Genomic DNA, 24,099 nt, shown 5'->3' with positions numbered 1-24,099 from the left:
CAGATACATTGACTATTTATATAAGTTAGTTATATGTTTCTTGCGTGACAGATCCGCACGACCACAACCGCGTCGCCGCCCGCCTCGTCATGTACGGCAGCCGCTTCGCGACCTATGCACGCCTGCGCGCCAGTGAGCCGCGCTCGGTCGTCGCCCTGCGCATCCTGTCGCTGCTGCAGCAGCTCGGCCCGATTCGCATTGGCGACATCGCCCTCCGCGAGCGCTTGTCGCAGCCCGCGATCAGCACTTCGGTGACCAAGCTCGAGGCGGATGGGCTGGTCGCCCGCGAGTCCGACCCGACGGATGCGCGGGCGACCGTCGTGCGCCTCACCGAGGCCGGCGATGCCGAGATCCGCGCGTTCCGCCTGCGCGCAGGCGAGGCGGTGCGACCGGCGCTCGAGCAACTCGACGAGGACGAGTGGGTCACGCTCGCGCGGGCCACCGACATCCTCGAGCGGCTCACCATCGACGAGCCGCCGCATCCACACCACCACTAATCCAATCGCTGCCCCGCACGCCGCTGCGCACTGCCCCGACGTCAGGACACCAACCCGAGAAAGCGAAATGTCCCAAGACACGCAGCCACCTAAGTCGTCACTTCTCAAGCAGCCGCTCTCAGTCTGGGCGATCGCCTTCGCCTGCACCGTCTCGTTCATGGGCATCGGCCTTGTCGACCCGATCTTGCCAGCGATCAGCAAGGAACTCGACGCGACGCCGTCGCAGACCATGCTGCTGTTCACGAGCTACCTGCTCATCACCGCCGTCGCGATGTTCTTCACGAGCTGGGTCGCGAGCCGTCTCGGCACGAAGCGCACGCTCATCGTCGGCCTCGTGCTCATCATCGTGTTCGCCGCTCTCGCCGGTACGTCGGGCAGCGTCGACACGATCATCGGCTTCCGCGCCGGCTGGGGCCTCGGCAACGCGCTGTTCATTTCGACCTCCCTCGCCGCCATTGTCGGCGCCTCGGGCGGCAGCGGCAGCGCGATCGTGCTCTACGAAGCCGCGCTCGGCGTCGGAATGGCGCTCGGCCCGCTGCTCGGCGGCGCGCTCGGTGAGGTGTCGTGGCGCGGGCCGTTCTTCGGCACGGCAGCACTCATGGCCATCGGCTTCATCGCCATCGCGACCCTGCTGCGCAAGCCGACCGAGAAGCCGGTGCCAGTGCCGATCTCGGCGAGCTTCAAGGCGCTGCGCAACCCGACGCTGCGCTCGCTCGGCATCACGGCCCTGTTCTACAACTTCGGCTTCTTCACGATCCTCGCGTACTCTCCCTACCCGCTCGAGGCGGCCGCCGCGGCGCAGGGGCTGGAGTTCGGCGCGCACGAACTCGGTCTCGTGTTCTTCGGCTGGGGCCTGCTGCTCGCGATCACGTCGGTACTCGTGGCACCCGTGCTGACGCGCAACTTCGGTCTCGTGAAGACGCTGTTCTCGATGCTCGTGCTGCTCACCGCGACGCTCGTCGTCATGGCATTCTCGATCGGCAACCTCACGGCGCTTGTCTGCTGCGTTGTCGTCTCGGGCGCGTTCCTCGGTGTGGTCAACACCGCCCTCACCGAGACCGTCATGGAGGCGACCAACCTGCCGCGCCAGGTGGCATCGTCGACCTACTCGGGCATCCGCTTCCTCGGCGGCGCGATCGCACCGGCCGTTTCGGGCCCGATCGCCGAGGCCATGGGCGCCGAGTCGCCGTACTGGTTCGGCGCGGCCGCCCTCATCGTCTCGATCGTCGTGCTCGGCATCTCATCGAAGCGCCTGCAGCAGATCGGCCGTCCGCACGAAACCGCGCAGGAGGAGGCCCAGACCATCTCGGCCGGCGACGCCGCATAGGCGGTCGGACCCGCATCCTGAAGGTTTCACAGGTACCTGTTGCAATTTGCGACAGGTACCTGTACTTTTATCTGCAGGTACCAATTAAACAGGTACCAGCAGCTTTCACCAACCTGAAGGAGAACCTCATGGAAAGCCACGAACTCTATCGAAAGTTCCGCGAGGCAGCCCGCCTCATGCGCCCCCACCCGCACGGTGGGCCCCACGGCGGCCCGCACGGCCCCGCCGCCGACCCGACCCGCGGCCAGGGCCGCATCCTCGCCGCCCTCAAACTGCAGGACGGCATCGCCACGAAGGACCTCGCGTTCATTCTTGGTATGCGCGTCGCCTCGCTCAACGAGGCGCTCGTCAAGCTTGAGAAGACCGAACTCATCACCCGAGAGCCGGCCGACGACGACAAGCGCGTCATCTTGATTCGCCTCACTGAGGCGGGGCGGACGACCGAGCAGCTCGTGCCCGAGCGCCCCGACGCGTTCTCGAGCTTGAGTGACGACGAGCGCGAGCAGCTCGCGAGCATCCTCGACCGCGTCATCGAGCAGCTCGAGCAGCAGCGCGCCGAGCAAGGCTGGGATGCTCCCGACGCCGAGTTTGACCGCTGGAGCGAGCAGGCACGGCGCCGCATGGGCGACGAGCGCTTCGAGAGCTGGATCGGCCGCATGGCTGAGTCCGAGCCCGAGAAGTACGACCGCCTCCGCCGCGGCTTCGAGCGTCGCGGTCGCGGTGGCCACGGCCCGCACGGTCATAGCCCGCGCGGCGGCTACGGTCGTGGCTTCGACCCGGAGTTTGACCGGGAGCGCGCCGACCGGCGCGGCTTCGGCCGGGGCGGGCATGGCCACGGCTTTGACCCGGATACGCGCGAGCACCACCGCCGCGGTCGCGGCCACGAGCGCGGCGGCTGCACCCGCTAGTTCGCCGCAGGCCCAGCTAGTTCGCCGCAGGCCCAGCTAGCGCATGGCACCACCGCGAGCGCGCCGTGAACCGGCGACCAGTCGGGCCAGCATTCGTTCGCCGCCACGTGTGCGCTCGACCCCGCGTCAGAACAGCGCGGGGAACGGCACGTTGAAGTCGCGGCAGAGCCGCGAGTAACGTGCCGCGAGCGACATGCCCGAGTAGCCCGACGCAATCATGCCGCCGGTGCCGACGAAAGCGAGCACCTGCTCGGCCCGAACATCCGCGAAGAGCCAGAGCCCCACCCCAACGACGACGCAGAGCGCCCCCATGCCCCACGAGAGTTGCATGCGGGGCGCTCTGCGCCGCCACCACATCGTGCCCGACGACCGCAGGCCGTCGGCGCCGGTCTCGCCGCTCGCGACGCCGGCGCGGCCAACGGCCCGGTTCGCGTGCCACAGCTGCCGCGCGCCACGGCCGCACAGCGCGAGCCCGAGCAGCGTGAAGGCGACGTAGACGACGTTCGCGCGAATCGACGTGCCCCAAAACGGCAGCCACACCTGCGTGCACACGACAAACACCGCCCCGAGAATCAGCGGCCACGGCGCAAGCGCGACCGCCTTGGGTCGCCATTGCTCAGGCACCTGGTTCGCCGCGTCACTCATGCGTCCCAGCGTACGAATCGGCACTGGATGCGCGGTGACCGGCCGGCACGCGGCGCGCCCGGGCGCATCCCCACCCTCCCGTGCCACCATGCCTCTATGAGCGAGACGCCAACCGTACTGTTCATTTGTGTTCGCAATGCCGGCAAGTCGCAGATGGCCGCCGCCACGCTGCGGCAGATCGCCGGCACTTCCGTCTCGGTCGCTTCGGCGGGCACCGAGCCCGGTGACGCGATCAACGAGCTCGCACGCGAGGTGCTCGAGGAGCATGGCGCCGATCTCGAGCGCGAGGCCCCGAAGCAGCTCGACTCCGAGCTGCTTCGCCGCGCCCACCGCGTGATCGTGCTCGGCAACGAGGCACAGGTCGAGCCGGTAGACGGCATGCGCGCGAGCATCGAGCACTGGGTCACAGACGAGCCCTCCGAGCGCGGCATCGATGGGCTCGAGAGGATGCGCCTCGTGCGCGACGACATCGAACGGCACGTGCTCGAACTGTTCTCTGAACTGCGCTAACCACGCGACCACCTCGGGGTGGGATGCTGGAGGCGCACGTCTTGGGGGTACGCACATGCACCGTCGTTCGTTTTCCACGGACCGACCGCGCCGCCGGCGGTGGCGGTGGTGGTGGCTGACGGCCATGCTGCTTGCCTTCGTTGTCGCGCTGGGCTCCCCCGGCCTCGCCCTCGCCGAAACCGCGCCACAGACCGAGTCGGGTGCCTGGCCGCAGATGGTGCCGCCACCCACCGCCGTGACTCCGCGCGTCGGGTATTGGCAGCCGAGCGCGGGCACGCGCATCCTCATCACCGACGACGCCCTCGCGGGCGAGGGTGCGCGTCTCGCCGAGGAGCTCGCCGCGCTCGGTCTCACCGATGCGGTGCCCGAGGTCGCCTACCTCGCCGACGCCTCGCTCGCCACCGAACACGACGTCGTGCTCACCCTCGACAACGCCACGCTGCTCACGGTCGACGGCAGCGTGACGGTCACGGGCCCCGACGCCGCCGGCGTCTTCCACGTGACCCGGGCGCTGCTGCAGCAACTCGTCGCAGCCGGCGACATCGCGAACGGCGACTACGAGTTCACCTTCCCCGCCGAGCAGATCCGCGCCGCGCACATCGACATCGCGCGCAAGCACTACCCGATTGAACGCCTCGAGGCGCTCGTGCGCCAGCTCAGCTGGTTCGGCTTCACCGAGCTCGAACTGCACTTCTCCGAGAACGAAGGCTTCGCGATCGAGTCGACGACGCATCCCGACATCGCCTCGCCCGATGCGCACTCGCAAAACGAGATTCGCGAGCTCATCGCCTACGCGAACGACCTCCACATCCGCGTCGCGCCGTCACTCGACATGCCGGGCCACCTCGACCACGCGCTCGACGCCTACCCCGAACTGCGCCTACACGACGCATACGGCGGTAACGTCTTCGGCGCCCTCGACATCACGCGCGACGCCGGCGTCGAGTTCGCCCATGACCTCATCGGCGAATACACGGAGCTGTTCGAGCAGCCCGATATGCCCGGCCCCGTGCCGTGGAACCTCGGCGGCGACGAGTTCGTCGACTTCGCCGAAACGGCCGAGGTGCAGGCACTCACCCAGGCCGCACAGGCGAAGTTCGGCGCGCAGGCCACGGCCTACGACGCCCTCACCGACTTTGTGAACACCACCGCCGCGCTGCTCAGCGACGCTGGCTACCAGCCCCGCGTCTGGAGCGACGGCATGCTCCGCTCGCACAGCGTCGCCCTCGACACCAGCGTGCAGGTGGCGTACTGGACCCAGCGCCCGCCCGGCGCCGTGCCCGCGAGCGACTTCGCCGCGGCGGGCTACGAGCTCGTCAACGTCAACGACGAATTCCTCTACTTCGTGCTCGGCGAGCGCGTCGGCTACGCGTATCCCACCGGTGAGGCGATCCTCGCGGGCTGGGACGACACCGTGTATCCCTCGGTGCAGGGCAGCCCCGACCTCGTCGAGGCGAGTTCGGGCGGCATGTTCGCGATCTGGAGCGACATTCCCGATGCCCTGACACCGGATGCGCTGGTCGAGCGCGTGCGCGCGCCTCTCGCCGCGATGTCGGTCAAGTTCGCCGACCCCGCGAGCACGCTGAGCTTCGCCGATCTCACGAGCCAGCTCGACGACATCGGCGCCGCGCCCGAGGTCGCACAGGTCAAGGTGCCGGATGCGCTGGCCACGATCGCGCCGACGCCGACCGCGACTCCCCGGCCGAGCGCGAGCACCGTCCCCGCCGCCGAAGGCGAGCCGGGCGGCTCGGTCATCGTGTTCGTGCTCACCAGCGTCGGTGTGCTCGTGCTGTTGAGCGTCGTACTCGTGCTGCTGACCCGGCGACGCTCACCAGTGCCCGCTCCATCTCGTAGGTCTCCACCCCAGATGTGAACGCTCTCAACAAGCGGCGCTAGGGTCGGGCTCCCAACTCACCAGCGCGAAGGAGCATCGATGATCGATTCCACTCTCTACACCGCCGAAGCCCTCTCGACCGGAAGCGGCCGCGACGGCCACGTGCGCACGACCGACGGCCGCGTCGACTTCGACATGGCTACCCCGCAGAGCATGGGCGGCTCGGGCGAGGGCGCAAACCCCGAACTGCTGTTCGCGGCCGGCTACGCCGCCTGCTTCCACTCGGCCTTGCACGCGGTTGCCCGCGCGCAGAAGGTCACGATCACCGACTCGACCGTCGGCTCGCGCGTCGACATCGGTTCGAATGGTGAGGGCGGCTTCGAGCTCGCCGTGCACCTCGAGGTGGTAATCCCGAACCTGCCGCACGACGAGGCACAGGCCCTCGCTGACGCCGCCCACCAGGTGTGCCCCTACTCGAACGCGACGCGCGGCAACATCCAGGTGACCGTCAGCGTCTCCGACGACTAGTCTTCGTCCTCCGCGTGGCTGCGGTCGGCGAACTCGTCACGCTGAAACACGAACTTCGTGTCTCGAATCGTGAAGCCTGAGCCGTGCCGCAGCCGCACGCCCTCGGGCGCGTCGTCGGTGGGTGAGCCATCGCCGGCCGATGCGGAGTGCGTGTCGCGCCGCGACGACAACCGAAAGCCGTCGCCAGCGTTGCGCGTGATCTTCGCGTTGTGCTGGTCGAGCCTGGTGATGACGATGCGGGGATGCCCCGCGCCCTGAACCGCCTCGTGTGCCATCTCGACCTTCATTGTCGGCGCGGCTCGAACATCTCAGCGCGCGCCGCCCACCCGCGAAGCGCGTGAACTCGCCCCGAACGTGACCAAGCGACGCCGATGTTCAACATTCGCCAGCATTGATCGATTCACAGCCGCGAGGGGCGCACAATGGTCGACATGACCGCGGCCGCGAGCATCACCCCATCCCTCCAGCACATCCGAGCGTTCTTGCTGGACCTCGACGGCGTCATCACGCCAACCGCCGAACTGCACCGGCACGCGTGGGCCGCCCTGTTCACCGAGGTGTTCCGGCAATACGGTGTCGCGCCCTACGAAGAGGCCGACTATTTCGCCTACCTCGACGGCAAGCCGCGCTTTGACGCGGTGCGCGACATCCTCGCCTCGCGCGGCATCACCCTCCCCGAGGGCACGCCCGAGGATGCGCCCGAGCTCGAGACGGTCGGCGGGCTCGGCAACCGCAAGAACTCCCACTTCGCCCGGCTGCTCGACGAAGACGGCATCGAGGCCTACCCCGGCTCCCTCGACTTTCTGCGCGCGATCGCTGACCGAAGCATCCCGGCCGCCGTCGTGACGAGCTCGCGCAATGGCAAGCGCGTCCTCAGCGCGGCGGGTCTCGGCGACCGCTTCGACGTCATCATCGACGGCGTCCACGCGGCCGAGCTCGGGCTCCCGGGCAAGCCAGCGCCCGACACCTACCTCCAGGGCGCGCGCGAGCTCGGCCTCGACGCATCCGCGTGCGCCGTCGTCGAGGACGCGACCTCGGGCGTCGCCGCGGGCCGCGCGGGCAAGTTCGGCGCGGTGATCGGCGTCGACCGCGGCGCTAGCCACGAGGCGCTCGAAGCCCACGGCGCGACTTTCGTCGTCGACGACCTCGCCGAGCTCATCCCAGGGCTCCCCCAGACCGCCACCGAAGGACCAAACGCATGACCGCCAAGTTCGCGGGCGAGACCCCGCTCGAGCCGCAGTTCGACCGGGAGCGCGAGCCCCTCGACCGCGCCTGCTACCCCCTCGACCCGTGGGCGTTCATCGAGACCCGCTTCGACGCATCCCGCCTCGGCCACACCGAGACGCTCTTCGCCGTCGGCAACGGCTATTTCGGGATGCGCGGCAACATTGACGAGGGCCGCGAGACCGGCGAGCAGGGCACGTACATCAATGGCTTTCACGAGACGTGGCCGATCCAGCACGCCGAGGAGGCGTTCGGATTCGCGAAGGTCGGCCAGACGATCATCAACGCGCCCGACGCGAAGGTGATTCGCCTCTACGTCGACGACGAACCCCTCATCCTCTCGACCGCCGAGCTGCTCGAGTACGAGCGCCGCCTCGACCTGCGCGACGGCGTGCTCTCGCGCGACCTCGTCTGGCGAACGCCGAGCGGCAAGCGGGTGCGCATCCGCTCGAGCCGCATGGTGTCGTTCGTCGAGCGGCACCTCGGCCTCATCGAGTACGAGGTCGAGCTGCTCGACGGCGACGCCTCGGTCGTCATCTCGAGCGAGCTCCTCAACCGGCAGGACGGCATCGACGAGTATCGCGACGCCGCGCCGAAGGTCGCGGGCGAGACCCCAGCATCCTTCGACCCGCGCCACGCCGAGAAGCTCAACGAGCGCGTGCTCGAGCCGATCCTCCAGCGCGACGAGGGGGACCGGCTCATCCTCGGCTACCGCACGCGCAACTCGAAAATGTCGATCGCCTGCGCCCTCGACCACCGTATCGAAGTCACCGGCGAGGGCGAGCGCCCCGTGCACACCTCGACCGACCTCCAGCCCGACCTCGCGAAGCGCGTGTTCCGCATCAACGCGAAGGGCGGCGACGTCATTCGCCTCACGAAGTACTTGACCTACCACACGGCCGGCGTCGCGCCGGCCCGCGAGCTCGCCGACCGCTGCGGCCGCACGCTTGGCCGGGCGCTCGAACTCGGCGTCGAGAAGATCCACGCCGAGCAGCGCCAGTGGCTCGACGACTTCTGGTCGAAGTCCGACGTCGTGCTGCACGACCAGCCCGAGCTGCAGCAGGCGATCCGCTGGGATCTCTTCCAGGTCGCCCAGGCCGCGGCGCGCGCCGACGGCCTCGGCGTGCCCGCGAAGGGCGTGAGCGGCTCCGGCTACGGCGGCCACTACTTCTGGGACACCGAGATCTTCGTGCTGCCGTTCCTCACCTACACGCAGCCGACGATGGCCCGCAACGCCCTGCGCTACCGGGTGCGGATGCTCGACTACGCCCGTGAGCGCGCGGTCGAGTTGAACGAGCGCGGCGCCCTCTTCCCCTGGCGCACGATCAACGGGCAGGAGTCGAGCGCGTACTACGCGGCGGGCACTGCGCAGTACCACATCGACGCCGACATCTCGCATGCGATGTCGCAGTACCTCGCGGCCACGGGCGACACCGAGTTCCTGCTCGGCGGCGCCGTTGACGTCTTCGTCGAGACGGCCCGCATGTGGTACGACCTGGGGTTTTGGCGCACGAACGCCTCTGACACTTTCCACATCCACGGCGTCACCGGGCCCGACGAGTACACGACCGTCGTCAACGACAACCTCTTCACCAACGTCATGGCGCAGAAGAACCTGCGCACCGCGGCCGAGTCGCTCGAGCTGCTGCACGACACGCATCCGCTCGAGTACGAGCAAACCATCGACCGGCTTTCGATCTCGGCCGACGAGCCCGACAAGTGGCGGCGCGCGGCGCGCAAGATGTTCATCCCCCACGACGAGCAGGTCGGCGTGCACCCGCAGGATGCCGCATTCCTCGACAAGGAGATCTGGGACCTCGAGAACACGCCCGAGTCGCAGCGGCCGCTGCTGCTGCACTTCCACCCGCTCGTCATCTACCGCTTCCAGGTGATCAAGCAGGCCGATGTCGTGCTCGCGCTGTTCCTGCGCGGCGACCGGTTCACGGCCGAGGAGAAGCTCAACGACTTCGAGTACTACGACGTGCTCACCACCGCCGACTCGAGCCTGTCGGCGGCGGTGCAGTCGATCATTGCGGCCGAGGTCGGCCACCTGCAGCTCGCCGAGAAGTACTTCCGTCACACGGCATTCGTCGACCTCGCCGACCTGCACGGCAATACCGACGTCGGCGTGCACGTCGCGTCGGCCGGCGGCATCTGGCTCGGCGCGGTCTGCGGCTTCGCCGGCATGCGCGACCACGGCGGCGAGGTGCAGTTCGACCCGCGCCTGCCCGACGGCTGGGAGGGCATCGACTTCAAGCTCCAGCTCAGACGCGCGCAGGTGCGCGTCGAGCTGCGGCCCGAGACGATGACGTTCACACTCGAGTCGGGCACGTCGTCCATCGTTCGCGTCGGCGTGCGCGGCGAAGAGGTGCTCGTGCGGGCGGATGCGCCGGCCACCGTGCCGCTGCGCGGCCAGGGCCCGCGCGTCGACCGCGAGCTCGGCATGCACACCCTCGCGGGCTGGCACCGTTCGGACGGCACGCTGCTCACCGCATCCGTGCCCGAGCCCTCGGGCAAGTACCAGACCACGAGCTGGGAGTGAGCGCGTAACGCCGCGACTTGCTGACGGCCGGCTGTGGCGGTGCCCAGCCGGCCGTCGTTAACTGGTGGGCATGCAGTTGCAGCATGAATTCGCCGACACCCTGCCCGAGCTCGCGCAGCCGTGGCGGGCGCAAGAGATGCCGAATGCCGAGCTGCTCGTGCTCAACGAGTCACTCGCCGAGGAGCTCGGGCTCGACGTCGCGTGGCTGCGCGGGCCCGAGGGCCTCAGCTGGCTGACGGGGCAGACCGTGCCCGAGGGCGGGCAACCCGTCGCACAGATCTATTCTGGGCATCAGTTCGGCTGGTACGCGCCGCGGCTCGGTGACGGCCGCGCGCTGCTGCTCGGCGAACTCATCGACCGCGACGGGCAGCGGCGGGATGTGCACCTCAAGGGCTCGGGCAAGACCCCGTTCGCCCGCCGGGGCGACGGCCAGGCGGTGCTCGGGCCGATGCTGCGCGAGTTCCTCATGAGCGAGGCGATGTACGCGCTCGGCGTGCCGACGACGCGAGCGCTCGCCGTCGTCGCGACGGGCCACATCGTGCAGCGCGACTTCCCCGAGCGCGGCGCGCTGCTCGTCCGGGTCGCGAGCAGCCACCTTCGCGTCGGGAGCTTTCAGTACGCGCGCTCGCTCGACGAACCAGAAGCGTTGCGGCGCCTCGTCGACTTCGCGGTCGAGCGGCACTCCCCCGCCGCGGCCGACGCCGAGGTGCCGGCGCTCGCCCTCTACCGCGAGGTGATTGCGCGCCAGGCCCGGCTCATCGCCGATTGGATGCGCCTCGGCTTCGTTCACGGCGTGATGAACACCGACAACGTGACGATTTCGGGCGAAACGATCGATTACGGGCCCTGCGCGTTCCTTGACGCCTACGACCCGACGCTCTGGTTCAGCTCGATCGACGAGCACGGGCGCTACGCGTTCGCGAACCAGCCGGCGATCGCCGAGTGGGACCTCGCGCGGCTCGGCGAGGCGCTGCTGCCGCTCGTCGGTGAGGGCGAGGAGGCGGTCGCGCTCGTGACCGCCGAGCTGCAGCAGTTCGCGCCGCAGTACCAGCGGGCGTGGCTCGCCGGGATGCGCGACAAGCTCGGCCTGTCGGACGACCTCTCTGACCCGCAGGTGGATGCGCTCGCGAGCGCCACGCTGCGGCTGCTGCAGGAGGAGCAGATCGACTACACCGAGTTCTTCCGCGCACTCGTGACGGCGGCGACGGGCGACGACGCCGCGGTCGAGCGACTTTTCGCCGACGCTTCGGATGTGCGCCCGTGGCTGCACCGCTGGCGCGAGGTCACGCCCGACGCCGAGCTGATCGCGCGGAGCAACCCCGCCTACATTCCGCGCAACCACCTCGTCGAGGAGGCGCTCGCCGCCGCCGGCCGCGGCGATCTCGCGCCCTTCGGCGAACTGCTCGAGGTCGTCACCGAGCCCTACGCCGAGCGCCCCGGCGGCGAGCGCTTCGCCACCGCGGCGCCCGCCGCGTTCGGGCCGTACGTCACGTACTGCGGCACCTAGTTACGCGACGACAGCCTGCGCCGTGACCAAGACGAGGTTTTCGTCGTCGTTCACGCGATGAACGAATCGTTCGCGCACCAGCGGGTCGTGGCCAGGAACGAATGTGCCTTCATCCGCGACAAGTTCCCGTATCCGGTCAAACGCGTTGAGGACCGAGGGCACGTGGTCGACGATCGCGTATGGTTCGTCGAGCTCGTAGTTGTCGTAATAGTGGCTCGCATCCGAAGCCAAGACGACCGCCCGGTCGCCAAGACTGCATTCGAGCACCTGAAGCCCTGGCGTATGTCCGCCGAGCAGTCTTGCCGTCACGCCCGGTGCAATCTCGGTGTCACCTTCGATCAACCGCACATCACCGCTAGCGAATCGCTGGTCGAGATACTCAATATCGCGTGGCTCGTAGATGTGGGAGTACATTTTCCGACTCGTCATGGGCCCGTGCCAGAAGTCCCACTCCCGCTGCTGCACCCAGATGCGGCTTTCTGGGAAGTCCGGCAGCTGGCCGGTGTGGTCGTAATGCAGGTGCGACAAGACCACATCCGTCACCTCGTCAGGGCTTCGACCGAGCCCGCGAATGCTTTCCGCAATCGTTCCAAAGAACTCGCGGCTACCCCGAGCATGTGCAGTCTCTGCGGTAAATCCGGCATCGAGCAGAATCAGCCGGCCAGGTGTCGCCACGATCCAAACGAAGTAGTCGATCGGCAGCGCATCGCAGCAGCAATCGGCGTCGAATCGGTAAAAGTGCTCGCCGCGCTTCGACTCAGTTCGGGCCGCATACCGGACCGCGACGATTCCATCATCGAAACGTGTCACGGAAGCTCCTCCTCTGCTGGTGCCCAGCCCTCATCCTTTGAGAACTGCAGAGTACCGGGGAGCCCCTGTTCCCAGAGGTTCGCGATCGCCGCGTAGTCGAGTCCTCCGAGGCCCATCCCAAGGGCGAGTTCGTAGACGCTGTGGGACGCGGAGGTCGCGAACAAAGGAACCTTCGCCGCCTTCGCCATGTCAACAATCAGTTCAGAGTCTTTCCGTGCTGACGCCACCGACATGCCACCCTTGTAGTCGCCGCCCGCAACTCGCTGGTCGATGCGGAAGGTCAGCGGTCGAATCAGACCCGCGTCCTCACCCTTGAGCAGGTTAACGAGGAGCCCCGGATCGACGTCGTACGATCGTGCAATGGCAAACGCCTCAAGCAGGACCACCATGGTTGCGTGCGCGACACCGTTGTTGATCACCTTCGCCGCCATGCCGCTTCCCGATGCGCCGAACTCGATCCATTTGGGAGACAGCAGATCAAGCACGCCCGCGGCTCGGTCGATCGCCGCTCGATCACCACCGACGAGCAACTTCGAGCGGTGCTCGGCCATGTCGACAGTCCCCGAAAGAATGGCGGCGTCGATGAGTAAAAGCTCAGCGGCATCGGCAATAGCCTTCATGCTCTCGACCGCGTCAGGAGTCACCGTGCTCGTCTCGATCACCACGGTGCCGGGACGAACCACTTCGCTGACTTGCGCGAGAACACTCAATGAAATCTCAGGCCGGGGCAACGACAAGACAATGGTCTCAGCGCCCGCGAGGTCCTCAAGCCTCTCCGTTGCTGTGACGCGTTCAAGCGCTGACGCGAGTTGCCTTCGTTCCTTCGAAATGTCGTAGGCAACAACGTCGCTACCCGCGCCGAGGCGCTGACACACCGCGTAGCCCATGTTGCCCAGTCCGACGAGGCCAATTGATGCGACGCCCTGAGATTCGTTCGCGGTAAGTGTTACGTGCTGAGTCATGCTGAAGATTCCTCCTAGGGGTGAACGGTTGTCGGTCTTGCACCGGTGGCCTGCTGCGAAATGACCGCGTCGACGAGGTCGGTGTCGTCGTGGACGTATCGACGCATCCGGGCGCGTGCCGCCACGATCGAGATGATGCAGATGATGCCGAGGCCCATGATGTACGGAGCGATTACGAGCCACGTTGGCTGGCCGGTCGCGAGCAGCGACGTCAAGAAGAGCGGCGTCAGCCCACCACCAAGCGCTCCACCGATCTGGACACCGAGCGACACTCCCGTGTAGCGAACGGATGCGGGGAACAGTTCGGAGTACAGCGCAGGCATGACCGCGTACATCGATGCTTGGAAGATCGACAGCCCAAGGAACGTCGTCGCCATGAGCACGCCGATCGAGACGACGCTCTCGTTGATCAAGAAGAAGGGACCGACGAAGAGCACTGTGCCGATGCCCCCGGCAAGATAGACCGCGAACCGGCTCGTCTTGTCGGAAAGCCACGCGAACGTCGGGATGAAGATGATCTGCCCGATCGCTGCGATCGAGACGACGAGCAAGACGTCAGCGCGCTCGAAGCCAAGGAACTGCGTGCCATAGGTCAGGACGAAAGTGGCGTACATGTAGAAGGCAGCAAAGGCACCCACGGTGAGGCCGATCACGATGAGGACAGTCACCGGATGCTTCGCAAGCGTTTCGAAGAGCGGTACCTTCGGTGCTTCCTGCAGTTGAATCGAATTCGTGAACGACGGCGTCTCTTCGACTCGCAGACGGATGAACATGCCAACCGCGATAAGCAAGACGCTAACGAGGAACGGCATCCGCCAACCCCACGTGAGGAACGCGTCTTCCGGGAGCGACGAGAAAATCGCGAAGATTCCAGTGGACAGCAGCAGCCCGGCCGGCGAGCCTACCTGCGTCGCGCTCCCTGCGAGGCCACGCCACTTTTTGGGTGCGTGTTCGACCGACATCAGTGCTGCCCCGCCCCACTCACCGCCGACCGCGAAGCCCTGCACCAGTCGAAGAGCGACGAGCAGGACCGGCGCGAGCATCCCGACCTGATCGAACGTTGGGAGAGCGCCAATGAGGACGGTCGCGATTCCCATCATCAACAGGCTGATGACCAGCATCTTCTTGCGGCCGATCCGGTCGCCGAAGTGTCCGAAGACGATGCCTCCAATTGGCCGCACAAGGAATCCGGCCGCGAACGCGCCGAAGGCCGCGATCGTGCCAATGAGCGGGTCGAGGTCGGGGAAGAATAGAACGTTGAACACGAGCGCCGACGAAGTGCCGTAGAGGTAAAAGTCGTACCACTCGATCGTCGTACCGATAAATGAACTGGCCGTAGCACGCCCCGATTGGCTGCTCCAGTAGCCGGTCTTGCTGGTTGAAGTGTTGGACATCATTAGGCTCCTTTGCCCGTCTGGTCTCCGATTGCGTTGTCACGCTCGGCACGACACTAACCCAAATCACGCGTTGCTGTCGACACTTAGCCGCATCTTTCCCCAATATTGGACAAATTACCGGCACAGTCTATGCTGAGTGTCGACAGTTCAAGGATGATCGCCGAAAGGTGGGCGCCGTGCCCGAACAGAAGATCCAGGAGTTTTCGCTCCACATTGCTGGCCAGCGCACTGCGGGCCGGGGAGACCTCCTCGAATCGGTGAACCCGTACACCAACAAGACCTGGGCCCACGTCCGGCAAGCGACGATCGAGCAGGCCGACGCGGCCATTGCTGCAGCAGCCAAGGCTGCACCGGCCTGGGGTGCGGCGCTACCTGGCATTCGTCGCGCAGAGCTCATGCAACGACTCGCCGACATCCTCGATAGCCGCGCCGAGGAACTCGCCACGATCGAGTCGACCGACAACGGCAAGATCATTCGCGAGACGAAGGCGCAGATGCACTTCTCTGCGCGGAACTATCGCTTTATGGCAAGCATGGCCGACAAACTCAGTGGCGAAACGAAGCCCCTCGATAACCCGGCTCTCTTTGATTACACCCTCCGCGAACCACTCGGCGTCGCGGTGCTCATCACTGCCTGGAACTCTCCCATTTCGCTTCTCGCCAACAAGCTGGCGCCAGCACTCGCGGCGGGCAACACCATAGTCGTGAAACCCAGTCCATTTACGGCCGCAAGCACCCTGAAGTTCGCCGAGTACATCGTCGAGGCGGGCTTCCCTCCCGGCGTATTCAATGTCGTGGTCGGAGATCAGGAGGTTGGCGAGTACCTCACCACGGATGCACGGGTCGATCGGGTGAGCTTCACCGGGAGCGTCGGCGTTGGCAAGATCATCGCCCGACAGGCTGCAGATCAGCTAACGCCGGTCACCCTCGAGCTCGGAGGTAAGTCGGCAAATATCATCTTTGCCGACGCGGATCTCGATCGCGCGATTCCGGGCGCAGTCTCGGGCATCTTTGCGGCATCCGGGCAGACGTGTATCGCGGGATCGAGGCTGCTCGTGCACCGCAGCATCGTCGACGAAGTCGTCGACGGCATCGTCAAACTCGCGGAGTCTATCCGCTGCGGCGACCCCGTTGATCCGGCCACTGACATGGGGCCCGTCGCACACGCCAGACAGCACGAGCACATCCTTCGTATGCTGGCGGCGGCCGAGTCGAGCGGTGCCCGCCTCGCAACCGGAGGCGTCGAGGCGAGCGAACAACTCGGTGGCCTCTTTGTTGCGCCCACAGTGTTCACCGACGTGAAGCCGGACAGCGACCTTGCTCAACAGGAAGTATTCGGTCCAGCTCTGGCTGTGATCCCGTTCGACTCCGATGACGAAGCAGTTGAGATCGCGAACAGCACGGAATTTGGGCTTGCTTCTGGAATATGGACCCAAAACCTGAGTCGTGCGCACAGCGTGGCGAAGCTGTTGCGGGCCGGCACCGTTTGGGTCAATACATACCGCACGAGCGCGGCACAGGCACCGTTCGGCGGAGTAGGCCATTCCGGCTACGGTCGCGAACGCGGCATTGAGGCACTGCTCGAGTTCACTCGCTTCAAGAACGTCATGATCGACCTGTCGAACGACATTCGCGACCCGTTTACGGCAAGATTCTAGGCATGACCACGGCTGATCGTCAGAGCGCCGCGAGCACCGCCGCTCCCCCGGACGCGCTTCGCGAGCTGCTACAGATCGACTTCTCGCAAGACAACATCGCCGAGCTCGTGTTGCGCCACAGCATCGATGTGGCAGCATCGCCTTCAGCTCAAGAGATTGTGTTGGCGCTGACGCGAGAGATAGTCGAGGGCGATCTGGCGCCCGGCAGTGACCTCAACTCGGTGAGCATCGCTACGCGCTTCGGCACTAGCCGATCCCCTGTACGTGAAGCGTTCGCGATGCTCCAGCGTCAGGGGCTAATCGAGGTACCGCCGCGACGCCGACCGTTCGTGAAGTCCATGGGGCTCGACGACATTCACGATCTCTATCGGGTCCGTGCCGAACTGTACGGGTTCGCGGCAGAGCAACTCGTGCTGCGCGCGTCCGACGAGGACATTCTCACGCTTCGACGATTCCAAGATGCCCGTCACGACGCCATCGCCGACGGCGATACGCTGCGGTATCACTGGATAGTCGTGGTGTCGCGCATGGCTCAGATTGCGCTCACGCGGAATAAGGTCCTCACGGAGCTTCTTGAGAGCATTGCGGTGCGCGACATGGTGCCGCGCAAACTCCACCTGGATCGCCCCGGCGAGTTGGTGCGATCTAGCGCCGACCATGACCGACTTCAGCTCGCGTTTGAGGAACGCGATGCGAAGACAGCCGTCGGAATCAGCCAACGACTGGTGTTCCGTGGCCTGCGGACAGCAGAGGAGCTATTCCACACGCGTTTCGCAAATAACTAGTTACGCGACCGCGGCCGCATCCCTCGCCCGCAGCTCGCGGCGCAGGATCTTGCCCGAGCTCGACTTCGGGATCGCGTCGATGAACTCGACGAGGCGCACCTTCTTGTGGGGCGCGGCGTGCACCGCGACGAAGTCGAGCACATCCTGCTCGGTGAGCTCGGCGCCGGGCTGCCGCACAACGAAGGCCTTCGGCAACTCACCGACCTCGGGGTCGGGGAACGCGACGACGGCCGCGTCGGCGATGAGCGGATTAGTGAGCAGCAGCGCCTCGAGCTCGGCCGGCGGCACCTGATAGCCCTTGTACTTGATGAGCTCCTTGAGCCGGTCGACGACGAACGTCTGCCCGTGCGCGTCGACGCGCACGATGTCGCCGGTGTGGAGGAAGCCGTCGGAGCCGATCGTCGCCGACGTCGCGCTGTGGTTGTTCATGTAGCCGACCATGACCTGCGGGCCGCGGATGAGCATCTCGCCGGGCTCGCTCAGGCCGTCGTCGGGCACCTCGATGTCGTCGCCGGTCTCGATGTCAACGACGCGCACCTCGGTGTTCGGCACGGGCACACCGATCGAGCCTCGCGAGAGATCGTCGCGGTCGCGCGGAATGACGTGGGTCACGGGGCTCGTCTCGGTCATGCCGTAGCCCTGCAGGATGCGCGTGCCGAGCCGCAACGCGACCGAGTTCGCGAGCTGCTCGTCGAGGGCCGCGGCGCCCGAGAGCACGAAGTCGATTGACGAGAGGTCGTACTGCGCGACAAGCGGGTGCTTCGCGAGGGCGACGGCGATGGGCGGCGCGATGAATACCGCGGTCGCCCGCTCGTCCTGAATCGCGCGCAGGAACTCGGGCAGGTCGAACTTCGGCAGCGTAATAAGCCGCGCGCGATTGCGCAGCGCGAGATTGAGCAGCACCGTGAGTCCGTAGATGTGAGTGAACGGCAGCACCGCGAGTACCCGGTCGTCGGGCTGGAGCCCGATGGCGGCGTCGGCCTGCACGAGGTTCGCCACGAGGTTGCGGTGCGTGAGCATGACGCCCTTCGGCGCGCCCGTCGTACCCGACGAGAACGGCAGCACCGCGAGGTGATACTCGGGGTCGAAGGTGCGTTTCGGGGCGGTCGTCGCCGACGCGAGCAGCTCACCAAGGTTCGGGTAGCCCTCGGCGCCGTCGAGCACGATGACCTGCTCGTTTGCGATGCCGGCCGCGGCGGCCGCTGGCAACGACTGGCTGCCGAGCGCCGAAATGGTGAAGAGCATCCGCGCCCCCGCGGCGCGCAGCTGGTGCTCGATGTCTTCGGCCGTCGAGAGGGCTGCCACGGTCGTCACGGTGCCGCCGGCGCGGAGAATCGCGTGGAAGATCGCGACGAACGCCGGGATGTTCGGGGCGTGCAGCGCGACGACGTCGCCGGGAGCAATCCCCCGCTCGGCGAGCCCGCCAGCGATCGCATCGACCTGTGTCTTCAGCTCGCCGTAGGTCGTCGTATTGCCGGTCGGGCCGTCGACGATCGCGACGCGGCCCGCATCCTCTTCATTCAGGTCAACGAAGATCGCCTCGTAGAGCGTTTCCGCAGGGATCTCGACATCGTCGTAGGGGCTCGTAAAGATCATGAGGACTCCTCACCGCGGCAGCGTCGCCGCTGGTCGGGGCGGCTCGCGTCGTTGCGAGGTCACCACGTGCAGGTTGCCCCTGAGCATAGTGACGACACCTGGTGTGCGCTCTCGGAAACGCAGGGAGCCCGCACGCAACGGCGGGTTCAGCGGCAACTGGAGCCGTGAGCATCGTGCCAGTCGTCGATGACCGCGCCACCGGCCACGCGCAGCAGCGGGCAGCAGGGCGGCACTTCACCCCACGCCGTCCCTATCCGCGCTGCGACCAGCTAGAGCTCGGCTGCAAACTTGGCCGCGCGCTCGCGCAAGCCTTCGATGCGCGAGGTGCGTGCCGCATCCATGTCGAAGCCGTCGTACGGGCTCGGCGGGTCATTGCGCACGTTGAACGAGCACTCGAAGTTCTTGCACACGTAGACCGCGACGGTGTTGCCGTTGCGGCCCGACGAGCCCGAGCGCTTCGCGTTCGAGAAGACGACGTCGTTCGGCAGGCGCACGTCGTGGCACCAGCCGCACAGCTGCGGCTTCGCGAGCGGCGGCTGTTGCTGGAACAGGATGCCGCGCACCTCGTCACCACCGATCGGCACGAAGGCGTAAGCGCGGCGGGCGACGCGCGGGTCGCGCCAGCCGAAGTAGTCGAGCGAGTCCCAGTCGACCTCGTCGAAGTTCTCCGGCAGCGAGAGCTCCGAGCGCTCCTTTTTCGAAGCGTTGATGAAGTTGGTGCGAATGAATTTTTCCGTGAGCGGAATCATGATGATGGCCTTTCAAATGGCGCGCTGACGGCGCCGGCGTTGATGATCAGGACCGGCCGCCGGGCCGGTACGCCACGCAGATTGCGCAGCACGAGTCGCCAGCACCGCGCATGCGCGGAACCGGCCTGAGCGACGAGGTCACCTACCCGTGGCGGCAGCGCCGCCACGGCCTCCAGCCGCACTCTCGTGCTGAGTCATTGAAAACATCACCCGAGAACGTTACACCCGCGCCATCACGAGCGAACTGGTACGTTCGCTCGCCGCGCGACTACTCGCCGAGGTTCTCGACGTGCGCGCGGATCGCCTGCGAATCCTCGTCGTACCAACCCTTTTCACGCGCGAACTCGACGAGGCGATCGAGCTGCTCGGCGCGCTCGTCGGTGTCGCCCTCCTGCCGCAGGAAGTCGGCCGACACCCAGAGGTGGTCGGCGTCGACGATGGGGATCACTGAGACGTGCGCCGTCGCAAGCTCGGTGAGTTCGACGTTCGTGCGGCCGCCCGCGTCGACATGGAAGCTTGAGAAATTGTCGGGCTCGCTGAGCGTGAATCCGTCGTCCTGTGCCGTAATGATCATGCACCCACCCTCGCGGATGCGCCTGGCCAGCGCCTGTGACCCGTTGCGTTGGCCACGGGTGCGGTGCTGGGCTCGCCGCGGTAGCGTCGCAGCATGACTTCTGACGCTACTTCGGTCGCGCCTCTCGGCATCGCATTCGTCGTGCTGCACACCTCCCCCGTCGACGAGCCCGGCACGAAGGATGCGGGCGGCATGAACGTCGTCGTGCGCGCGCAGGCCGAGGTGCTCGCGCGTGCCGGGCATCGGGTCGAGCTGATCACGCGCCGGCAGCGGCCCGATGAGCCCGCCGTGGTCGAGCTCGCGCCGAACCTCCGGCTGCACTCGCTGGGCGCGGGGCCGGCGCGCACCATTGAGAAGGGCGAGCACGAGGCGCTCATCGACGCGTTCCGCGACGCCCTCGCGGCGCTGCTGCGCGAGGTGCCGGTCGACGTGATCCACGGCGAGCACTGGTTTTCGGGCATCGCGGCGCTGCCGGTCGCGCGTGAGCTCGGCGTGCCGTTCGTGCAGAGTTTTCACTCAATTGCGGCCGACGCCTCGCTGGCGCTCTCGGCGGGCGAGCGGGCCGAGTCGCCGGGTCGGCTTGCGGGCGAGGCGCGGCTCGCCCGGGAGTCGGATGCGCTCGTCGTCATCAGCGACGCCGAGCGCGACACGGCGATCGAGCGGCTCAATGCCTCGCCCGAACGGATCATCGTCGTGCCGCCGGGCGTTGACCAGACGGTGTTTTATCCCGCGGATGCTGTCGTCGCGGCCCCGGGTGCGGGTGGCGACCGGCCGCGACTCATCGTCGGCGGGCGTCTGCATCCACTCAAAGGCATCGACCTCGCGGTCGACGCGGTTGCCGAGTTACCCGGGGCCTCGCGGCCCGACCTCGTCGTGGTGGGCGCGCCGCCGCCCGATTCGCTCGCCTACGAGCGGTCGCTGCACGAAGCAGTCGCGCGGCATGGGCTTGCCGAGCGGGTGCGGTTCACTGGACCGCTTTCGCGCGCCGGATTCGCGGCCGAGATGCGCGAGGCTGACGTACTGCTCATGCCCTCGCATTCTGAGACGTTTGGGCTCGTCGTGCTGGAGGCTGCGGCGTGCGGGCTGCCGGCGATCGCGTATCGCTCGGGCGGGCTCGCCGAATCGGTGCGGCATGACGAGACGGGCCTGCTCGTCGATACCCGCGAGCCCGCCGACTGGGCCGCCGCGATTGCGCGGGTGCTCGGCGATGCGGGGCTGTATGCGCGGCTGGCAGCGACCGCGCTCGCTCACGCGCGGGCAATGAGCTGGGATGCGTCGGCTGGGCAGCTGCTCGAAGCGTATCGCGGTCTCGTGGATCGAGCGGCGCGTGGCTGAGCACGACGGCTCGCTAGTTGCTTGCGTCCAGCTCGCGAGCCAATTGGAGGTGTGGGAGCACGACCGGTTCGCGGTGCGTGCCGACGTCGAAAACGGGGAGAGCTATGCCTGAGCGCAACAGCCTGCTTGCCGGGGTGCGCCGCGTGCTCGTCGTGCACGCGCATCCCGACGACGAGGTGCTCGCAGGCGGTGCGCTGCTGCGCGAGCTGCACGATCGCGGCGTTCGGGTGGCACTCGTGACCTGCTCGCGCGGCGAGGCCGGCGAGATCGTTGACGGCGTTCTGCCTGATCGCACGAGCGAGGCCGAGCTCGCCGAGGTGCGCGAGCGAGAGGTTCGCGGATCGGTCGAGGCGCTCGGCATTGCGGCGCAGTACTGGCTTGGGACGCCGCCCGCGTGGGCCGCGAGTTCCGTCGCGGACGCGATTACGGGGCCGGATGCGGACGCCGGCGAGGACGCGGACGCGATTGAGGGCGCCGACGCGGGAACCGCAATTGGCGCGGATACGGGCACGAAGGCGAACGCAGATGCGAACATCCATGGGCATGCGGGTGCAGGCACGAGTGCCTACGTACGAGCAGACGCTTTCGCGGAGGCCACCGCGTTCACCGATGCGCGGATCTACCGCGACTCGGGCATGCAGTGGGTGCGCCCCGGCGTCGCTGGGCCGGCCGACTCGAGCGACGCCCGGTCATTCACCACGGCGCCGCTCGCCGAGGTGGTCGCCGATCTCACGGCGGTCGTCGCGGTCGAGCGCCCCGAGGTCATCGTGAGCTATGACGATGCGGGCGGCTACGGGCATCCCGACCACCTGCGGGCCCGCGAGGCGGCGCTCGCCGTCGCCCGCGCATCCGGCATTCGCTTGGCCGAGCTCATCGACGACCCGAACTTGCCCGGCGTCGAGTGGTTCACGCTGCCGTACCAGCGCGCTGCTGTGCTCGAGGCCCTGCGCAGTCACCGCACCCAACTTACGGTCGACGCGGATGGACGCCAGCTCACGCACTCGGGCGGCCAGCGACAGCGTGTTGAGACCGACATCGGCCTGCGCATCGTCACCTAGCCGGATCACTTCACGGAACCCCGACGGCGACGCGCCTCCGCACGTTGCCGAGCCAGGCGGCATTACGGGTGCGGAGAGGCTTGGCGGCTAGACTCGCGGCGTACTCGCGGGCCGGGTGCCCGCTCCGCCAACCGCCGAGGTCTCATGCTCCGCCGTCCCGTCATCCGCATCCTGCTCGTCCTGCTCGGGGTCGCGGCGCCGCTCGCGGCCGTGACCGGATGCGCCAGCGGCGCGCTCGAGGCACGGCCGCGCGCCGAGGCGGTTGCTGCCGTGTCGCTCGCCGTCGACGATCCGAGCGCGGCCTCGATCTCCGTAAGCACCGCATTGTTCGAGACGAGCGATCTTGCGTTCGTGGCCACGGCCCAGCACGCGGGCGAACTCGCTGATGATGCGGTGGCGGCGGGAGCACCGCTGCTCGTGGACGGCCCCAGCCTCGGCGGCGAACTCGAGCGGCTCGGTGTTACCACGGTCGTCACCGCGAACGACGACGAGGTCGATCCGGGCGGGGTGAGCGTGATCTCAATTGATGCGGCCGCCGACCCTGCGTCGACCGAGGTGCCCCAGCTCAGCTGGACGGAGGAACCTGCACCCGCCGTGCTGTTCACCGAGGATGGCGAAGTGCCAGACGCCGCGCTGGTACCGGCCGCGACGCTCGCCGCGGTCGGGGGCAGCGTCGAGGCGCTGCCTGGTGGCGACCCGCGCGCGACGAGCGAGACGGTCGCGATCGCCCGCGAACATCCGGGGGCGAATGTTCTTGGGTTTGGTGACGCGTTCGGCGCCAGCGACGACTTCGCGCAGCGCTTTGGCACGGCCCTGAACGCTGCCGAGCTGCCGGGCGGCGGGATGCTCCCGCTGCATGACCGCATCCTCGTCGCCGACTACGGCTACCCCGGCGAACCCGTGCTCGGCGTGCTCGGCGAGCACGACCTCGACTGGGCGGTGCACGACGTGAAGGAGCGCGCCGCCGAGTACCAGGCGCTCACCGACAAGCAGGTCGTGCCGACCTTCGAGATCATCGTGACACTCGCGAGCGGCAGCGCTGGCGACGACGGCGACTACTCGGCCGAGAGCGATCCCGAGGCGCTGCGCCCGTGGATCGACCGCGCCGCCGAAGAGGACATCTACGTCGTGCTCGACCTGCAACCGGGGCTGTCGTCGTTCCCCGAGCAGGCGCAGCAGTATGAGTCACTGCTGGCCGAGCCGCACGTTGGCCTCGCGCTCGACCCCGAGTGGCGCCTGAAGCCCGGGCAGCATCATCTCGAGCAGATCGGCACCGTGAGCGACGAGGAGATCAACGAGACGCTCGAGTGGCTCGCCGAGTTCACGACTGAGCACGAGCTGCCGCAGAAGATCGTGGTGCTGCACGAGTTTCGTGGTGACATGCTTGGTGATCGCGACAACATCGCCACCGGCCACGACACGCTCCAGCTCGTCGTGCATATCGATGGACACGGCACGCCGGGGCTCAAGATGGAGACGTGGAACGCGCTCATCGCCGACCTGCCCGACGGCATGGCGCTCGGCTGGAAGAACTTCATCGATGAAGACACCCCGACGTTCACGCCCGCCGAGACGCTCGCGGTCGATCCGCAGCCCCAACTCGTGACGCATCAGTAGCTCTGGCACGCATGCCGTGCGACGCGGCTTGCGGCG

At 67.3% G+C, this 24,099-nt stretch carries 22 protein-coding genes; 14 read left to right on the top strand and 8 right to left on the bottom strand.

What is annotated here, in order from left to right:
• The first annotated feature begins 44 nt into the window (after positions 1-44).
• The 3 genes from QM019_RS03530 (at position 45) to QM019_RS03520 (ending at position 2,732) form a co-directional block, all read left to right on the top strand.
• The gene (locus tag QM019_RS03530) at positions 45-497 is read left to right on the top strand and encodes a MarR family winged helix-turn-helix transcriptional regulator (protein WP_125106782.1); all 453 of its coding nucleotides are present in this window, start codon (positions 45-47) and stop codon (positions 495-497) included.
• A 67-nt stretch (positions 498-564) separates the two neighbouring features.
• A complete protein-coding gene (locus QM019_RS03525; protein WP_282851879.1) occupies positions 565-1,824 on the top strand; it encodes an MFS transporter in 1,260 nt (419 codons plus the stop codon).
• Between the two features lie 128 nt (positions 1,825-1,952).
• Positions 1,953-2,732, top strand: a complete 780-nt coding sequence (locus tag QM019_RS03520; protein ID WP_282851878.1) for a MarR family winged helix-turn-helix transcriptional regulator — start codon at positions 1,953-1,955, stop codon at positions 2,730-2,732.
• Positions 2,733-2,858: 126 nt separating this feature from the next.
• Here the strand turns inward: QM019_RS03520 and QM019_RS03515 are convergent, their stop codons facing one another.
• Positions 2,859-3,377 carry a hypothetical protein gene (locus QM019_RS03515; RefSeq protein ID WP_282851877.1) on the bottom strand — a complete coding sequence of 173 codons (519 nt, stop codon included), beginning with the start codon at positions 3,375-3,377 and terminating at the stop codon, positions 2,859-2,861.
• Between the two features lie 96 nt (positions 3,378-3,473).
• On the opposite strand from QM019_RS03515, the gene QM019_RS03510 reads away from it, so the two are divergent.
• The 3 genes from QM019_RS03510 (at position 3,474) to QM019_RS03500 (ending at position 6,249) form a co-directional block, all read left to right on the top strand.
• On the top strand, positions 3,474-3,887 hold the full coding sequence (locus QM019_RS03510; RefSeq protein WP_282851876.1) for an arsenate-mycothiol transferase ArsC: 414 nt from the start codon (positions 3,474-3,476) through the stop codon (positions 3,885-3,887).
• Positions 3,888-4,011: 124 nt separating this feature from the next.
• A complete protein-coding gene (locus QM019_RS03505) occupies positions 4,012-5,760 on the top strand; it encodes a family 20 glycosylhydrolase (protein WP_282851875.1) in 1,749 nt (582 codons plus the stop codon).
• Positions 5,761-5,820: 60 nt separating this feature from the next.
• A complete protein-coding gene (locus QM019_RS03500; protein WP_125106776.1) occupies positions 5,821-6,249 on the top strand; it encodes an organic hydroperoxide resistance protein in 429 nt (142 codons plus the stop codon).
• Here QM019_RS03500 and QM019_RS03495 read toward each other — a convergent pair.
• Positions 6,246-6,524 (bottom strand): hypothetical protein, encoded by a 279-nt coding sequence (locus QM019_RS03495; protein ID WP_282851874.1) that lies wholly within the window; start codon positions 6,522-6,524, stop codon positions 6,246-6,248. The genes QM019_RS03500 and QM019_RS03495 overlap by 4 nt on opposite strands.
• Before the next feature lie 147 nt (positions 6,525-6,671).
• Here QM019_RS03495 and QM019_RS03490 point away from each other — a divergent pair, with 147 nt between their 5' ends.
• From QM019_RS03490 to QM019_RS03480, 3 genes are all read left to right on the top strand, one after another.
• Positions 6,672-7,451, top strand: a complete 780-nt coding sequence (locus QM019_RS03490) for an HAD family hydrolase (protein ID WP_345961014.1) — start codon at positions 6,672-6,674, stop codon at positions 7,449-7,451.
• Entirely contained in the window at positions 7,448-10,015 is a 2,568-nt protein-coding gene (locus QM019_RS03485) for a glycoside hydrolase family 65 protein (protein ID WP_282851873.1), read from the top strand. The genes QM019_RS03490 and QM019_RS03485 overlap by 4 nt, the downstream gene beginning before the upstream one ends.
• A gap of 70 nt (positions 10,016-10,085) precedes the next feature.
• Positions 10,086-11,522 carry a protein adenylyltransferase SelO gene (locus tag QM019_RS03480; RefSeq protein ID WP_282851872.1) on the top strand — a complete coding sequence of 479 codons (1,437 nt, stop codon included), beginning with the start codon at positions 10,086-10,088 and terminating at the stop codon, positions 11,520-11,522.
• On the opposite strand, the gene QM019_RS03475 is transcribed toward QM019_RS03480, so the two are convergent.
• Genes QM019_RS03475 through QM019_RS03465 form a run of 3 tightly spaced genes read right to left on the bottom strand, consistent with a single transcriptional unit; the run spans position 11,523 to position 14,688 of the window.
• Complete coding sequence (locus QM019_RS03475; RefSeq protein WP_282851871.1) at positions 11,523-12,332, bottom strand: N-acyl homoserine lactonase family protein; 810 nt, start codon at positions 12,330-12,332, stop codon at positions 11,523-11,525.
• Positions 12,329-13,294, bottom strand: a complete 966-nt coding sequence (locus QM019_RS03470; RefSeq protein ID WP_282851870.1) for an NAD(P)-dependent oxidoreductase — start codon at positions 13,292-13,294, stop codon at positions 12,329-12,331. Before QM019_RS03470 ends, QM019_RS03475 begins: the two co-directional genes overlap by 4 nt.
• A gap of 14 nt (positions 13,295-13,308) precedes the next feature.
• Complete coding sequence (locus QM019_RS03465; RefSeq protein WP_282851869.1) at positions 13,309-14,688, bottom strand: MFS transporter; 1,380 nt, start codon at positions 14,686-14,688, stop codon at positions 13,309-13,311.
• A gap of 170 nt (positions 14,689-14,858) precedes the next feature.
• On the opposite strand from QM019_RS03465, the gene QM019_RS03460 reads away from it, so the two are divergent.
• Both QM019_RS03460 and QM019_RS03455 read left to right on the top strand, forming a co-directional pair.
• On the top strand, positions 14,859-16,349 hold the full coding sequence (locus QM019_RS03460) for an aldehyde dehydrogenase (protein WP_282851868.1): 1,491 nt from the start codon (positions 14,859-14,861) through the stop codon (positions 16,347-16,349).
• Between the two features lie 2 nt (positions 16,350-16,351).
• The gene (locus QM019_RS03455; protein ID WP_282851867.1) at positions 16,352-17,134 is read left to right on the top strand and encodes a GntR family transcriptional regulator; all 783 of its coding nucleotides are present in this window, start codon (positions 16,352-16,354) and stop codon (positions 17,132-17,134) included.
• On the opposite strand, the gene QM019_RS03450 is transcribed toward QM019_RS03455, so the two are convergent.
• From QM019_RS03450 to QM019_RS03440, 3 genes are all read right to left on the bottom strand, one after another.
• Entirely contained in the window at positions 17,135-18,730 is a 1,596-nt protein-coding gene (locus QM019_RS03450; protein WP_282851866.1) for an AMP-binding protein, read from the bottom strand.
• Positions 18,731-18,999: 269 nt separating this feature from the next.
• Positions 19,000-19,479 (bottom strand): FBP domain-containing protein, encoded by a 480-nt coding sequence (locus QM019_RS03445; protein ID WP_282851865.1) that lies wholly within the window; start codon positions 19,477-19,479, stop codon positions 19,000-19,002.
• Between the two features lie 268 nt (positions 19,480-19,747).
• Complete coding sequence (locus QM019_RS03440) at positions 19,748-20,053, bottom strand: hypothetical protein (RefSeq protein WP_282851864.1); 306 nt, start codon at positions 20,051-20,053, stop codon at positions 19,748-19,750.
• 93 nt (positions 20,054-20,146) lie between these two features.
• On the opposite strand from QM019_RS03440, the gene QM019_RS03435 reads away from it, so the two are divergent.
• From QM019_RS03435 to QM019_RS03425, 3 genes are all read left to right on the top strand, one after another.
• The gene (locus tag QM019_RS03435) at positions 20,147-21,388 is read left to right on the top strand and encodes a glycosyltransferase (RefSeq protein WP_282851863.1); all 1,242 of its coding nucleotides are present in this window, start codon (positions 20,147-20,149) and stop codon (positions 21,386-21,388) included.
• A 104-nt stretch (positions 21,389-21,492) separates the two neighbouring features.
• Positions 21,493-22,446, top strand: a complete 954-nt coding sequence (locus QM019_RS03430) for a PIG-L deacetylase family protein (RefSeq protein ID WP_282851862.1) — start codon at positions 21,493-21,495, stop codon at positions 22,444-22,446.
• A 144-nt stretch (positions 22,447-22,590) separates the two neighbouring features.
• On the top strand, positions 22,591-24,063 hold the full coding sequence (locus tag QM019_RS03425; protein WP_282851861.1) for a hypothetical protein: 1,473 nt from the start codon (positions 22,591-22,593) through the stop codon (positions 24,061-24,063).
• The last annotated feature ends 36 nt before the right edge of the window (positions 24,064-24,099 follow it).

Origin of the sequence: Gulosibacter sediminis (genome assembly GCF_030011715.1) — a bacterium.
Lineage (GTDB): Bacteria > Actinomycetota > Actinomycetes > Actinomycetales > Microbacteriaceae > Gulosibacter > Gulosibacter sediminis.
The sequence above is the reverse complement of the archived record's forward strand: the minus strand, read 5'-3'. Positions and strand labels throughout refer to the sequence as shown.